Annotated in this window: 11 protein-coding genes; 10 read left to right on the plus strand and 1 reads right to left on the minus strand. The window is 42.6% G+C overall.

The window, feature by feature from the left end:
- The first annotated feature begins 116 nt into the window (after positions 1-116).
- The 10 genes from cbpB (at position 117) to DVB69_RS02045 (ending at position 13,586) form a co-directional block, all read left to right on the plus strand.
- Positions 117-557, plus strand: a complete 441-nt coding sequence (cbpB, locus tag DVB69_RS01995) for a cyclic-di-AMP-binding protein CbpB (protein ID WP_116016053.1) — start codon at positions 117-119, stop codon at positions 555-557.
- 128 nt (positions 558-685) lie between these two features.
- Positions 686-1,579, plus strand: a complete 894-nt coding sequence (locus DVB69_RS02000; RefSeq protein WP_116016055.1) for a transcriptional regulator CcpC — start codon at positions 686-688, stop codon at positions 1,577-1,579.
- A 77-nt stretch (positions 1,580-1,656) separates the two neighbouring features.
- Positions 1,657-4,053, plus strand: a complete 2,397-nt coding sequence (locus DVB69_RS02005) for a hypothetical protein (protein WP_116016058.1) — start codon at positions 1,657-1,659, stop codon at positions 4,051-4,053.
- Positions 4,050-5,000, plus strand: coding sequence for an ABC transporter ATP-binding protein (locus DVB69_RS02010; RefSeq protein ID WP_116016060.1), 951 nt, complete (start codon positions 4,050-4,052; stop codon positions 4,998-5,000). Before DVB69_RS02005 ends, DVB69_RS02010 begins: the two co-directional genes overlap by 4 nt.
- The gene (locus DVB69_RS02015; protein WP_116016062.1) at positions 4,981-5,829 is read left to right on the plus strand and encodes an ABC transporter permease; all 849 of its coding nucleotides are present in this window, start codon (positions 4,981-4,983) and stop codon (positions 5,827-5,829) included. The genes DVB69_RS02010 and DVB69_RS02015 overlap by 20 nt, the downstream gene beginning before the upstream one ends.
- 14 nt (positions 5,830-5,843) lie before the next feature.
- Complete coding sequence (locus DVB69_RS17655) at positions 5,844-7,373, plus strand: hypothetical protein (protein ID WP_199562788.1); 1,530 nt, start codon at positions 5,844-5,846, stop codon at positions 7,371-7,373.
- Between the two features lie 24 nt (positions 7,374-7,397).
- Positions 7,398-8,390 carry an AAA family ATPase gene (locus DVB69_RS02030; protein WP_116016066.1) on the plus strand — a complete coding sequence of 331 codons (993 nt, stop codon included), beginning with the start codon at positions 7,398-7,400 and terminating at the stop codon, positions 8,388-8,390.
- Complete coding sequence (locus tag DVB69_RS02035; protein WP_116016068.1) at positions 8,390-9,256, plus strand: DUF58 domain-containing protein; 867 nt, start codon at positions 8,390-8,392, stop codon at positions 9,254-9,256. The genes DVB69_RS02030 and DVB69_RS02035 overlap by 1 nt, the downstream gene beginning before the upstream one ends.
- A 15-nt stretch (positions 9,257-9,271) precedes the next feature.
- Positions 9,272-11,017 (plus strand): vWA domain-containing protein, encoded by a 1,746-nt coding sequence (locus DVB69_RS02040; protein ID WP_116016070.1) that lies wholly within the window; start codon positions 9,272-9,274, stop codon positions 11,015-11,017.
- Positions 11,001-13,586 carry a VWA domain-containing protein gene (locus DVB69_RS02045; protein ID WP_233505299.1) on the plus strand — a complete coding sequence of 862 codons (2,586 nt, stop codon included), beginning with the start codon at positions 11,001-11,003 and terminating at the stop codon, positions 13,584-13,586. The genes DVB69_RS02040 and DVB69_RS02045 overlap by 17 nt, the downstream gene beginning before the upstream one ends.
- A 53-nt stretch (positions 13,587-13,639) precedes the next feature.
- Here the strand turns inward: DVB69_RS02045 and DVB69_RS02050 are convergent, their stop codons facing one another.
- On the minus strand, positions 13,640-14,836 hold the full coding sequence (locus DVB69_RS02050; protein WP_370452906.1) for an MFS transporter: 1,197 nt from the start codon (positions 14,834-14,836) through the stop codon (positions 13,640-13,642).
- Between the last annotated feature and the right edge of the window lie 421 nt (positions 14,837-15,257).

Genomic DNA, 15,257 nt, shown 5'->3' on the forward strand with positions numbered 1-15,257 from the left:
GACTGGTAAATACTCCTACGATTCGTTCATGACTTATTCATTTTATAGTGGTCTCTATGATATAGTAGAAGTGCAGCATTGCTTCAAGTAAATTGCTGCTGGAGGAGCGATTTAAATTGGTTGCTTTGAATAATAGTGACTTTTTAGTCATGCCAATATCCGACTATCTGATTTCTTCTGAGAAAGTTGCACATGTACAGGTTGGAAATAATGCAGAGCATGCATTACTCGTTCTCACAAAGACGGGATATTCAGCTATTCCTGTACTCGATGCAAAGTATAAATTAAGAGGGTTGTTAGGCATTGGGATGATTACAGATGCAATATTAGGTTTAGAGAGAATTGAATATGAACGGCTTTCTGATCTTAAGGTGGATGAAATTATGCAAACCGATTTACCAATGATTAGGACGACTGACCGCTTTCAAAAGGGATTGGATTTACTCATTAACCACACGTTCTTATGTGTGACGGATGAAGATGGTACCTTTGCTGGGATCTTAACGCGCCGTGTGATGCTAAAGCAGTTTAAGAAGTATATATATAGCTCGAGATAAACTGTGCGTGCTGATAGTTATCAACAGAAAAGAAGAGGCTCTTATCAAAGAGCCTCTTCTTTTTAGATAGAATGAGAAGATACTAGTGATGAAGCGATGGCTTCTTGAAAAGGATGTTGAACAACTAAATGAATACAACCGAAATTATGAAAGTCTTAGCGGAAGAAGGAAATATGAGAAAAGCAGCAGATCGGTTATTTATCTCCCAACCGGCGCTGTCGCAGAGGCTGCAATCCATTGAAAAGACATGGGGAGCCAAATTATTTGTCCGTTCCCAAAAAGGACTAGTACCTACTGCTGCAGGTGAGTTGGTAATTGAGTTTGCGAAAGAAACTGTCCAGAGAAAAGAAGAAACGATCGAACAAATTGCTGCGCTTGCAGACAGAGTGCACGGAACTCTTAAAATTGCATGTGCCTCCATTGTCGGACAAACTTGGCTTCCTGAAGTTCTTAAAGATTATGTAAAACAATACCCCGATTCGAAAATTTCGCTTATGACTGGTTGGACATCGGAAATTTTAAAAGCTCTCTATGAGGGAGAAGCTCATGTCGGGATTGTGAGAGGGGAAGTGGAGTGGAACAGTAGACGTACTTATTTGTTCCGCGATCAGTTGTATTTAGTGGATAAAGAAATCACTTCGCTACAGCAATTAAAAGATACAGAACGTCCTTATATTCAATTTAAAAGCGATTCCAACTATTATACGGAAATTCAACAATGGTGGCAAAAACATTTCTCGAAAAATCCAGGAAGACAATTGACGGTTGATCAAATGGAAACATGTCGGCAGCTGGTCTTAAACGGAATTGGTTATGCCATTTTACCTTCCATTACGTTGCGCGGGGACGAACAGGTGAATAAAATCCCATTGCTCAATAGTGAAGCGGAATTTGAACTGACGAGAGATACGTACTTGATCGGCTATGAGTCCAGTTTCGAATTAAAACAAGTGGATGCTTTTTCAAAAGTGATTGAAGCTCACGCACGCTCTTTAGAAAATGATTCCAATCTTCTCGGATGATGGAACTTTCTTGAAACTAAAACGTATTAATTACCGATATTAAGTAGAAAAATAATTCAGAAAGTGAGGCGAGCTATTTGAAACAGTCATTATGGAAGCCATTTGCAATGTTACTAGTACTAGTCGGAATCATAACACTATGGCCGATGACAACTACGTTTGCTGCACCTGACTTACATGTGTCCGTTAAGACAGGTTTAGACCAAAAAACAAAGGATGGCAAAGGAGCCCCTATAGTTTTCACAATTGAAAACAAAGGAACAGCATTTGCCGGAGATTTGATTGTCAATACGACAACAAGTCAAACGGGAGGCGTTGGTCAATCAATTGCATTGGCAATTGGAGAAGGCGAAAAGCAAACTGTTACACTGACAGTCGACTCCATTCAAGATCCGATGATGTATGGAAATCCAGTTAAGAAGAATATCTTTTTCTATGAAAATGGTTGGAAATCGGGTGAAGAAGTACCACACTCCGGATCGCAACTCATTACATCCACAACTTTCCCCGAGCAAGCTCTTTTCATTGCAGGGCTAGCGGATAATATCGATCGGTTATCTTCGTTGAAAGATTTATACTTAAAAGGCAGAGAAGGTACGCAACTTCTAAATTTAACAAAATTAGACCAATCTCCATTACCCTCTGAACCAGGAGGATGGGATGCAGTAGATATTATGGCTATCGATAACTTTTCCATAGCGGATCTCCCGTCAAAACAGCAGGATGCCATGTTGGAATGGGTTAAAGCAGGAGGAACACTACTGATCGGAGGATCTCAGAATGTGGCGGCTGAAGCGGGTGTCTTCAGTTCACTGTTGCCTCTCGAAATCAAGGACAGTAAAGAGTTTGCCCCGACCTTATTCAATGATAAATTCAAAGACCCTGTTCCAGGATTCCAAGCAGAGAAATTACCGGATGGAACCATTCTCTTACAGCAAGACGACACGATTCTAGCAGCCTCTCAACTTGTAGGTTCCGGTTTGGTTCTACAGACAACTTTCTCAATCGGTAGTGAATCATTTAGGTCTTCTACAGGTGTCAAATCTTTTTGGACAGACTTATTGAACAAGAGTAGTCAGCAATTGAAACAGCGGTCTTCTCAAATATATTACACACCCCCAACGGATGATTTGATGTGGACTGTTGGCGAAACAAACGAACTCTTCCCATCTTTTAAAGTATCTACGCCGCTACTGTTCGGCATTATAATTATTTACATTATTTTGGTTATTCCACTTCTTTATTTGTTTTTGCGCAAAAAAGATAAAAGGGAGCATGCTTGGTGGATTATTCCTGTCATCGCTGTAGTCGTTTCTTTTGCAATTTTTGCTTATGGAGGAAAGGATCGTTTGGGGAATTCACAGCTCCAGCATTCCGCTGTCTATCTCGTTGATCCTGACAAGACATTATCGGGATATTATGCTGAATCCCTATTAACAGACAAGTCAGGCGACTTTACTTTTTCAATTCAAAAACCGAGTACAGTCACTACAAATTCATCGATGAACTCGATATTTGGAACTAATATTTCGGCTCTTGACCGTGCTATTTTAGAAAAAGGCGCGACTGAAGAGGTTTTATCGTTCAGAAATCTAGGGTTTTGGAATGTCGCATCGATTTATGGTCAAACAGAACTTGAAGCGATTGGTAATTTTGAAACAGATTTAAAGCTAGAGGATAAGCAATTGACGGGAACAATTACGAATAACTTTCCGTTTTCAGTGAATGATGTTGCGATTTTGTCAGGTAGTAAAACGATTGAACTCGGTTCGATCCCTGCTGGAGAAACGATAACCGTTGAAAAAGAGGTGAAAGCAACTGCCTTGGGAGCACGAAGTTCTTCGCAAAATGGCTACATGAGCCCAGTGGCGAACAATCAAGACGACCTCATAAAAATGAGAAAAGAAGGACTCATGAGCTTTTCATCGATTCATATGAATGATTCCTTGAAACCGACGTTGTCAGCAACGACAGGTACTCAAATTATGGAACTTTCATTAAATGATCGAAAAGCTAAAAACTCTCCCATTTCTATGTTGTTACAGCCGATTGATATTGTAACGAAGCTAAAAGGAACGGTTACTGTTGATGGTGACTTGATGGAAATGCAACTTCTTTCCTCTTCAGGGTATCCTGCCGAAGAGATGGATGAGGTGAGTAAAGAATATTTGTTCTCGGAAAAGGAATACAGTCAGACGTGGCAACTGCCATTAGACTTTGCTGAGGAAGTTGAAAGTTGGACGAAACTTCAATTGTTCGGTACAGATTTTAACCAATATGACGTCAGTGTTTTTAATGTGAAAACAGGCAGTTATGAGCTGTTGGAAGGGAAATCGTCGCCAACTGTAGAGCCTGCGAGTGATTATGTATCGAAGGATGGAAAAGTGATGATCAAACTGAACTTCAATGATTCGCAATTGGGTGAGCCCTCTCATCCACCGGAACTTCGTTTAACAGGGGAGGTTGCAAAATGATAGAAATCTCCAATCTCACAAAAAAGTACGGGCAATTTAAAGCACTTGACGAGTTGACGTTGTCACTGGAAGAAGGAACTGTATTTGGTTTTGTTGGAGCGAATGGTGCGGGGAAATCCACGACTTTCCTTATATTAGCCACTCTCTTACAGCCTACTTCCGGAACTGTCACCATTAATGGAGTAGACATTACGAAGAAACCTGAAGAAGTTAGAAAACTCATTGGCTACATGCCTGACTTTTTTGGAATCTATGATCAGTTGAAAGCACATGAGTATTTAGATTTTTACGGGGCTAGCTATGGAATTCCAGTGGATAAAAGAAATCAACTCATAACGGAACTCTTGGAACTCGTCAACTTAACAGACAAACGAGATGCATATGTAGACTCTCTTTCCAGGGGAATGAAGCAGCGTTTATGTCTTGCGAGAAGTCTTATACATGATCCGAAAGTTCTTATACTAGACGAACCTGCATCGGGGCTGGATCCCCGAGCTAGAGTAGAAATGCGAGACATTTTACGTTCGTTGAAAAGTTTAGGGAAAACGATCCTGATTTCGTCACACATTTTGCCTGAACTCGCGGAGATGTGTGATGAAATTGGAGTGATCGATAATGGCAAGCTGATCGCTCACGGATCTGTCTCGGAAATCCAGGCACAACTTTTAGGAGATAAAACGATTTCTGTAAGAATTGCAGAAGAGAGTGGTACAGCAATCTCGTTTTTTGAAGAAAGCCCATTTGTTTCCTCTATCGCTCATGAAATTCACGAAGGTGTGCTGTCATTTACGTTTAAAGGAAATGACATCCAGCAATTTCAATTGTTAAGAGAAGCTGTTTTATCAGGTATTCATATTGTGTCATTTGCGGAGAACTCTGTAGATTTGGAAGATGTATTCATGGAGATTACGAAGGGAGTGGAGCTTGATGAAAAGCAGACTAAATAATCCTGTTCTTGCTAAAGAAGTGAAGCTCCGTTTTCGAAGCTCCAAAAGTTTTACTGGAGTGTTGCTCTATTTGCTTGCGATGTGTATTTTTGTTTTTGGCTTTATCTACACAACAACTAGTTTGACAGGAACGATCTATTTCAAGCCTTCGGAAAGTATCCTATTGTTTACTTTTTTAACATTCATCCAACTGGGGCTAGTGCTGTTCATTACTCCAGGACTGACTGCAGGAACTATAAGTGGAGAGCGTGAACGACAAACACTACCGATGCTGCTTACGACATCTCAAAGTTCGTTCCAAATCGTAACAGGAAAGCTGTTGTCATCCGTTTTATTTTTACTTTTTCTAATCTTTGCGGGGTTACCAGTATATAGTATGGTATTTCTGTTTGGTGGAATCTCACCCGTATTGTTTTTGAAATCCCTCCTATTCTTATTTGTCACGTTACTAGCGATAGGGAGTTTGGGTGTATTGTTTTCAACATTGGTTCGCAGAACAACGGTATCGATGATTGCTACGTATGGCAGTATGTTGTTTTTCACAGCTGTCATCCCATTCTTGTTTTTGATCATCATTCAAGTGAACCAGTTTGGAACGATGGGCATGACGCCTTCCAAATCTTACGTAGCTCACTTTCTAGCATCCATTAATCCTGAAATTTTCTTCGCTTCTTTGTTGGCACCCGAACTTGGGATGAGTGTTCAAGAAATGACACAAGTAACATTTCCACTATGGATTGGCTATTTACTCTTTTATGGCTTGATCACTATAGTATCAATTTGGATCGCGACAAAACGACTACGTGTGAATATGAAAAAAAATAAATAAGGAGGCGAGTAACTATGGCTACGCAATCTGGATATTTGGAAATGATCAATCGGGCAATTAACAAAGTAAGAAGAAGTCTACTACTTGAGCAAGCAATTGTTTTCGCTATTCGTGGCACTACAATCGCGATTGGTACGGCAGCCCTAGTCATGGCAATATCCAGATTGTTCGTCCTTCCTTATTACAGTGTGTATGCATGGGGTGCTGCTTTACTAGTACTCTTCGCTTCAGGTTGTGCATTTTTGAAGAAACGTGTGAAGCGTACACAAGCAATCTATACATTGGATCGATACTTACCTGATAGTCTACTTTTGACGATATTAGATAAAGAGATTCAAGCCTCATCATTTGGCGGGATTTTACTGGAACGCGTCGGAGTTAGACTTCCAGCTGCAGAAAGCTTATTTTTATCGCGGAAAAAGAAACCGCTAGAGTGGAAGGTAATAGTTGGTGGAGTTTTGGCGGCTATGGTATGGAGTGCACTTTTTTTAGTACCTTCACCCGCACAACAAGAAGCACAAACCATAGTGAAAGAAAAAGAAGTCGTGAAAGACCTTGTAAAAGAAACGAAGAAACAGATAACGCGATCGAAAACACCTGCTATAAATAAGAAATTGGAGCAGCTTGCATCGGACTTAAAGAAAGCAGAAGGATCTGAAAAGGCATTGAAGGAATTCGTGAAAACTCAAAAAGAGTTGAAGTTGCAACAAATGCAGTTGCTTGAGAAGAAGCAAAGCAAAGAGGGTGGCCCAGGTAAGGCAGGACTGTCATCTGATGAAAAACAACAGTTGGCAGAATTGGAGAAGCTCTCAAGTCCTCTTGCAGAAAAGGCTGATCAAGCCTATCAAGATTTAGCGAGTATCGGAAAAGCCCCATCAATTCCACAATTGGCAGCTGGTCAATCTAGTGCAGGGGGACGTGAACCAGGAACATCACCTTCTTCCAATGGTGATAAAAATTCAACAACTGGAGGACAAAATCCAGCTTCAGGAAAACCTTCTTCTGGAACAGCCAAACCATCTGGAGGCCAAAGTCAGGGAAATGGGCAGAACCAAAGTCCAGGTCAAGGTCAAGGCCAGGGGAATGGGCAAAACCAAAGTCAAAGCAACGGACAAGGGCAAGGACAAGGACAAGGTCAAGGGCAAGGACAAGGACAAGGACAAGGACAAGGGCAAGGACAAGGACAAGGACAAGGACAAGGTCAAGGGCAAGGGCAAGGTCAAGGGCAAGGACAAGGACAAGGACAAGGCCAGGGCAAAGGACAAGGCGGAGGTGGAATAGGGCAAGGGGGTAGAAACTTGCTATCCATTCCGAATAATCGTATTGGCAGTGATGCAGGTATGGATAAAGACAATGGAAAGCTCGGAGATGGAAATTCAATCGACTCCAAAGATAAACAAACAGCCAATGAACGAGGAACGATTAGACCTTATGAGGAAGTTGTAGGTCAATATAAAGATGCTTATTTAAAGCGTACAGAACAGCTACCCTTATCCCCGGAACTTGAAAAGATCTTAACTGATTATTTTTCATCTATTGAATAATTGAGCATGAAAGGAGAACTTTCTATGAGCGAACTGCTACAACCGTTTGAACAAATGAGTCAGAAAATGAGTGGCGTCCGAACTGAAATCGAAAAGTTCATTGTAGGTCAGGAGCAAGCAATTGAATACACGCTTCTTTCTATTCTTGCGGATGGACATGCCCTTCTTGAAGGAGCTCCGGGACTTGGAAAAACAATGTTGATTCGTACAATTAGTGAAGCATTGGACCTTTCTTTTAAACGTATCCAATTCACACCAGACCTGATGCCCTCTGATATTACAGGTACCACTTTACTGGAACGTGATGGGGAGGGGCGTCAGCGATTCACTTTCAACGAAGGTCCATTATTCAGCCAGCTCGTCCTAGCGGATGAAATCAACCGTGCCACTCCTAAAACCCAAAGTGCATTACTAGAAGCGATGGGAGAGAAGACCGTTACTGTTCTAGGAAACACCTATCCAATGGAAAAGCCGTTTTTTGTACTTGCAACACAAAACCCGATTGACATGGAAGGTACGTATCCCTTACCTGAAGCACAGTTGGACCGTTTTCTATGCAAAATCAATTTGCTTCATCCATCTCCAACTGAATTGAAAGAAATTGTGAAACGGACCACGGGTACTACTGTCATTACTATTCAGAAAGTGATTAGTAGGGACGAATTGCTCCTAGCACAGCGGCTTGTCCGTGAAATTGTTATTGCGGAAGAAATGGTTGATTATGCGATACAGCTCATTTCGATGACTCATGCTGAAACTGAGGGGGCTAATGAATGGTCCCAATACATTCAGTTCGGAAGTGGTCCTCGTGGCTTGCAGGCAATGATCCGTCTGGCAAAAGCGAGAGCCTTTCTGACAGGTCGTGTTCACGTATCCATCGGAGATATCCGGGCGGTTGCGAAACCTGCTCTTCTTCACCGTATTCAGTTGAACTATGAAGCGGAAGCTGAAGGAATTACAAATGAGACGTTCCTTGATCAGGTTCTAGCGAGCATGCGGAGGGAGGCAGTCGGTTAATGACTTCTTTCTTTCCTTCGAGCTTGTCGGCCCGTCTCGGTAGACTCTCATTTGTGCAGCATGGTGGGCGTCTTGGTCATCACAAAGGGAGCCATGTGTCTAAAAAGACGGGTGCCTCCTTGGAGTTTTCTGATTTTAAGAAATACCATCCAGGTGATGACATCCGTCATATCGACTGGAATGTGTACGCTCGAACTGATTCATATTTCATCAAGCAGTTTTTAGATGAACAAGAAATGCGTGTCCATATAGTGCTAGATACGAGCAAGTCTATGAACTTTGAAGACAAATGGAAGTTTGCACAGCAAATTGCGATTGGGCTTGGACAAATTGCATTAAAGAACGGTGATACGGTATCCATCAGTCGAATATTTAGTGGGAAGAAACAATTATTTACACGAAAAGGTGCGCGCCAGGCAGGTTCGTGGACGACTTACATTAGTCGTTTTGAACAACCTTCTGAAACAACTGGGTTATTAGAAGGAATCCATACGATCCCTAAAGGCACGACGTTGTTATTTGTGGTGACGGATGCCTTGGAGCCAAATGAAGATCTCGACAAGCTGTTTAAACAGCTTTCAACGAGATGTCGGGATGTGCGCGTAGTGGCCGTTCGATCGAAATCAGAGCGCACCCCTAGCTATCAAGGAGACATCCGATTTATTGATAGTGAAAGTGAACGGATTTCAGAAGTGACAATGATGAACTCAGTTGAAATCGCGTATCAGCTTCAGCAAAAAAAACATCAACTACGTATGATGGAAAGTGCAGCGAAATACGGTATCGGGGTGCTCATGACGACACCTCAAGCAGGACCTGAAGATGTATTTACGATGCAAATGCGTAGACAAGGTTGGGTGCGCTAGAGAGGAGGAGTGAGGATGGGGTTTGCTAGTTTGACCAACTTGTGGACACTGGTATTTCCAGTAACAGTAGTCATCTATTATTTATTCAGAAAGCGTTTTGTACCAAAAACGATCTCATCTACCTTGTTTTGGGACGAAGACCGCCGTGAAGAGAACGTTTCACCGTTCATACGTAATTTGCAACGCAATGCTCTATTTTACTTGCAACTGCTAGCGCTTCTTGTATTTGTATGGATGCTCCTAGCTCCGTACACGAAGCACTCCCAAACTGAAGGCATTCCCCTCGTGTTCATCGTCGATAGTTCAGCTACGATGCTAGCAACTCCTAACGGTTCCACCCTCTTTGAGATGAATCAAGAGGAGATGAAAAAGTTATTGGATTCAGAAGAAGGGCGTCCTGTCTCCGTCGTGATTACAGGGAAGGAACCCGAATTTGCTATACAAAACAGCGATTCACCTGCTGCTACAAAAGTGATAGAAGGGCTAACCGTTCGGTATGAACAAAGTCATTTGGATACGTCTATTGAGCTTGTGAAGTCGATGTATGGTGAGCAGGGAGCAGAAGTTCACATCTTTACGGATGCATTGGAGCGGACAGCTTTGGCCTATGAAGTCACTAACATGAGTTGGCATGTACATACGAATGGGCAAAAAATAAACAACCATTCCATTGTTCGATTCGGAGCAAATCGACGTGAAGAAGGGGTAACAGCGATTGTGAAATTGCAACATGATACAGAGAAAGCACAGTCAGGAAAAATTCTATTAAAAGAGTCTGCCACTGGGGAAGTACTTGCTGAAGAATCTTTTAATGGTGAACCGGGCAGTGAAGAATTGATTTCTTTTAAAAAGATTGAGACCGAAGCTACTGCGCTTCAAGCTGAACTGATTAGTTCTGACGACTATGGCGCTGATAACACTAGTTATGCGCTGCTTGCGACTGAACGTGCGCAAGTAGTAGTGGATGGTAAACTTCACGAATTATTAAGAAAAGCTGCGCAGGCTATAGAAGAGGTCACGATCGATAGTGGAGAAGACTTCGATGAAGATACTATTTTAAGAATAACGGGCTCTGAAAGTTTTCTAGATAAAGGGAAACGGCCGATTTTCTTAGTCGGACGGGATACGGTCAAGCCGATTGAAGCCAAAGGAGAAGTTACCGTAATAAATGATTCTTTGTTTTCAATTGCAGCTCCAAAGGATATGTATGTAGAAGAAGTGTATCCTCCATTTAAAGACTATGAAGTGCTCGCGAGAATCGGGAAAGATCCTCTTATCCAACGCTCCCCTCGTGGAGATATTATCTTTCTTGCAGACTTGGAAGCGACAGACTGGCCATTGCAACCTACTTTTCCACTATTCGTGTGGAGTGTCGTAAAATCGTTGTCAGACGACGCTGAAACACTTGGAGTATTCACGTCGCTTCAACGGAAGTCTGTCGTAATGACGGAAGCTGCAGATATATATGAGTTATCAGGCTCTTATTTGTACACTACAGAGTCAGCAAATACATTACAGGCTCCAGCAATACCTGGCATTTATAAAGCAACAGATGGAATAACGGATAAATTATTTGCTGTTCATCTCGATTCCTCTGAAAGAAATGTAGGGACAGGAGATTCGTATTCAACCGGAAATCTTGCAGCAACAGGTGTGAAGAAGGAGCAATCAATTCCAATCATCTGGCCATTTCTTCTGCCACTCTTACTAATAGTGCTCATAGAATGGGAGGTGCAGCGACGACGTGGATATCCGTATTGATCATCCTTTTTGGTTACTCGTTTTAGTCCCTATTGTGGTCTACATGATTTTTACATGGCGGACAGTTCAAAGGAAAACCACTAGGAGTGCACTTCTTTTTACACTTCGAAGTGCTTCCATTCTATTTCTGGTTGCAGCACTAGTGTCGCCATTTCTTGTGCTCTACAATGAAGAGGAACAGATTTTGTTCCTTGCCGATCGTTCAGCTTCAACTTCAAGTACATCGGAAGAAATAGATGCATTCATTGAACAAAGTCTACGTTCCAAAAAAGTTGACCAGACGGTAGGACTCTATTCGTTTGCAGGTGATTTTAGGACGGACGCATCCTTAACTAAAGAGCAAGTGCGTATACCTGAGGTTGAATCATTGGGAGAAGTCGGTGATACAGATATCGAAAAGGCCCTTAGCCTAGCGAATGCGATTGGTTCTCAAGAATCTGCAAAGAGAATTGTTTTGCTAACTGACGGATTGCAAACTCGTGGGGATGCGTTAAGCTACTTAGAGAAATCCACGGATAGCCGTGTACAAATTGACGTTGCACAGTTGAACCATCAAACGTTTCCGGATGCCGCTTTGACGAAGTTGGATGTGCCACGAACTGCGTACGCAGGGCAACAGCAGCTCATGACAATTGAAGTGAATGCATCAGATCGTACAACCGGGACCCTACACTTGTATCAAGACGATCGACCGCTTGGTGAAGAGAGCATTGAACTGATTCCAGGTGAAAATCAATTCACTTACCCATTACCAGCAGTGGATGCAGGTTTAGTGAAGTATGAGGCGAAGCTAGTCGTTGAAAATGATCATTTTTTAGAGAATAATCGGATGTTTGCTGCTGTGACTGTACAGGGTCAACCCTCCGTATTAGTTGTCGAAACGGATGATCATCCATCGGTCATCCCTGGTTTGTTGGATCAGAACACATTGAACGTGGTAACACTTCAAGCGAAAGATTTGCCTTCAACACTATCAGGATATTTACCGTATCAAGCAATCATCTTCGATAACGTGCCCGGCACTGTAGTTGGTGAAGAAAAAATGGCTTTGATTGAACAGACGGTGAAAAACTTCGGAACGGGTTTCATGATGACTGGAGGAACCGACAGTTTCGGGCTTGGTGGTTATTTTAAAACGCCGATAGAAACTCTATTACCCGTAGAGATGGAAGTGAAAGGAAAAGAAGAACTTCCTTCCCTTGGACTCGTTATCACTATGGACCGGTCAGGGAGTATGAGCGGCTCGAAACTAGCGCTCGCGCGCGAAGCTGCAGCGCGGTCGGTCGATTTACTGCGGGAAAAAGACACGTTCGGCTTCACTGCGTTTGACGATAGCATCTGGGAAGTTGTGCCTGTGGGTCCTCTTGACGATAAAAAAGACGTGACTGAGAAAATTCTATCAGTCCCTGCTGCTGGAGGGACAAATATTTTCCCTTCGGTGGCAAAAGCTTATGAGGATCTGGCAGATCTGTCTCTCCAACGGAAACACGTCATTCTCTTAACGGATGGACAATCTCCGATGCCTGCCGGATATCTTGAAATTATTGAAGAAGCTAAAAGTAACAATACGACGTTATCCACAGTAGGAATCGGTTCAGATGCCGATCAATCTTTATTAGAAGCGATGGCGGTAGCCGGAGGAGGACGTTATTACGGGGTTTCTGATGAGTCTACGGTTCCTGCGATCTTGTCTCGTGAAACCATAACGATGACGCGGACATATATCGAAGACGATCCATTTTATATGAAACTCGGAAATATCGCAGAGTGGAATGAGTTATTTGCTAAAGGTATCCCACAGATGAATGCCTACATTGCTACGACTGCTAAACAAACAGCTGACGTTGCTGCGATTAGCCCTAAAGAAGATCCAATCCTTGCTGAATGGAAATATGGTCTAGGTCGTACTGTTGCATTCACATCGGATTCATCCGGTAAATGGTCTGGGGAACTGGCTGCGTGGGAAAAGTATCCGGAATTTTGGAATACGGCAATGACAAGAATATTGCCTTCTTACAGTTCTGCCCCTTACGTACTGACACAAAGTGCTGGTGGGAAATTCACCATTACAGATACGAGCGGGGAAGCAGCATTTCTTGAAGTGTCAGCAGTGACAGAGTCAGGCGAGGAAATAGATGTCATGGAAGACCAAACGTCCCCTGGTAAAACGAATATTTCACTCGAAGCCGCACCGGGACTTGTATACATCAGTGTAACAGATGACCAAAATCGCCTGTTCGAAACAGGAGTCACGATTCCTTACGGGGAAGAATATAGACCGAAAGAGCCGAACGAAGACTTGTTAGCAGCGATCGCTAAAGAAACTGGTGGACGTGTATTGAATAATCCTAAGGAAGCATTCCGTTCACTCCCATATCGGGGAGAAGAGCGCAGATCGATTACGACTTGGCTGCTGTTAGGATCTTTACTTCTGTTTTTTGCAGATATCACATTGCGCCGTTTTAGTAGATTTGCACCAGTAGTAAGAAAGAAACTCACTGTTAATGGACTAGAAACAGGGGGGCAGACGAGTGTCACTGAACTCCTCAAACAAAAGCGGAAACGATAGATGTATTATAAAATCCCAAAGCGCAGTGTTTGCGACTTTGGGATTTTTGAAGTTCATGAACGTGTAGTAGATAAAATAACTGAATTTCTCTTTGCCCAAGTAGCAGCTAATAAGAAACAGGAGAGAAGTATAGCGGTGCCGAGAAAGTACGGTGCTGTCATTTTCCAATCGAAAACGAATCCTGCTAGGGCAGGTCCTACCATGTTGCCTAAGCTCATGTAGGCATTCATCATTCCAGCTGCATAGCCTTGTTCGTTACCAGCAAGTTTTGAAACTAACGTATTTACTGCGGGTCTTAATAAGGCGGTAGCGGTTGAGAAAATCGTTGCAACTAGCAAAATCGACCAGAACATATTCACAAATGTAATACTGAGCATGGCAGCCGCTGCAATCACTAAGTTAATGAGGATAACACGCATTTCACCGAAGCGCTTAAACAAACGATTGATGACAAACGTTTGGATGATGACTCCAACGAATCCGCCCACTGTTATAATGACCGCAATCATGAGGGGGGTGTAATTATACTTAATCCCTACATATAGAGAAATGGTCGATTGGAAGTTTGCTAGGCCAAACGAGAAGACAAACATAACCAGTAAGACGACGAAGTAGGAAGTCTTCGTTGAGCGGGCAATTTGTTGAAACAAATTTTCGGTGCGTCGTGGCCCATTTTCAGCCGCAGCGCTCGGTGTAGGATTTGGTAAAATATAAACCGACATGACTGCAGCGAACAATGCAGCGCCTGCAGCAAAGTAGAAGGGGAACTGTAGTCCGAACTTAGATAGAAAACCACCGATTCCAGGTCCTATCATGAATCCGAGAGACATAGAAGCACCAAGTAAACCCATACCGCGACCACGTTCTTCAAATGTTGTAATGTCCGCAACAAAAGCCATCATCGGTGGAATTAAGAATGCGGAGCCGATACCAGAGAAGAATCGAGCTACAAAGAGCATCCAAAGTTCTGTAGAAAGACCAAAGGCAAGTTGGGAAACACCATAGAGAATGAGTCCGAAAATGATGATATTCTTTCGTCCGTGCTTATCTGAAAGAGAACCGGAAACCGGAGAAAATATAAATTGGGCAAACGAGAACACGGCAATAAGCGAGCCGAGTGCAGCACCAGCCACGCCAAAGGTTCCTAAGTAATCAGGCATGATTGGAATGATGAGTCCAATTCCCGACATGGTAATGAACATATTGAACATTAAGATATAAATTGCAAATGATGTAGATTTAGCGCCCACGCATGTTCCTCCTTTTAATCAGTCGTATCCTCGCCTTAGTCTATCACACAGCTCGTCTCCACTGTGTTCGAACACCTCAGACAATTCTAGCAGTATAGACTTCCCAATTTGTTTACTAGGAATGGAGGTTTAACATTCGGGATTGTCCACGGTTGTTGAAAGTGCTCGTAAACCTCAAAAAGTGATCATAACCTCAAGAAAGCGCTCATAAATCTCGAAAAGTGATCATAACCACAAGAAAGCGCTCATAAATCTCGAAAAGTGATCATAACCACAAGAAAGTGATCATAAATCCCGAAAAGTGATCATAACCTCAGGAAAGCGCTCATAAACCTCAAAAAGTGATCATAACCTCAAGAAAGCGCTCATAAACCTCAAAAAGTGATCATAACCTCAAGAAAGCGCTCATAAATCTCAAAAA

Origin of the sequence: Sporosarcina sp. BI001-red (assembly GCF_003384035.1) — a bacterium.
Lineage (GTDB): Bacteria > Bacillota > Bacilli > Bacillales_A > Planococcaceae > Sporosarcina.

Coding starts and splice junctions, on each gene's coding strand:
- DVB69_RS02000 (WP_116016055.1), top strand. CDS start 686: ATGAATACAACCGAAATTATGAAAGTCTTAGCGGAAGAAGGAAATATG.
- DVB69_RS02010 (WP_116016060.1), top strand. CDS start 4,050: ATGATAGAAATCTCCAATCTCACAAAAAAGTACGGGCAATTTAAAGCA.
- DVB69_RS02015 (WP_116016062.1), top strand. CDS start 4,981: ATGAAAAGCAGACTAAATAATCCTGTTCTTGCTAAAGAAGTGAAGCTC.
- DVB69_RS17655 (WP_199562788.1), top strand. CDS start 5,844: ATGGCTACGCAATCTGGATATTTGGAAATGATCAATCGGGCAATTAAC.
- DVB69_RS02030 (WP_116016066.1), top strand. CDS start 7,398: ATGAGCGAACTGCTACAACCGTTTGAACAAATGAGTCAGAAAATGAGT.
- DVB69_RS02035 (WP_116016068.1), top strand. CDS start 8,390: ATGACTTCTTTCTTTCCTTCGAGCTTGTCGGCCCGTCTCGGTAGACTC.
- DVB69_RS02040 (WP_116016070.1), top strand. CDS start 9,272: ATGGGGTTTGCTAGTTTGACCAACTTGTGGACACTGGTATTTCCAGTA.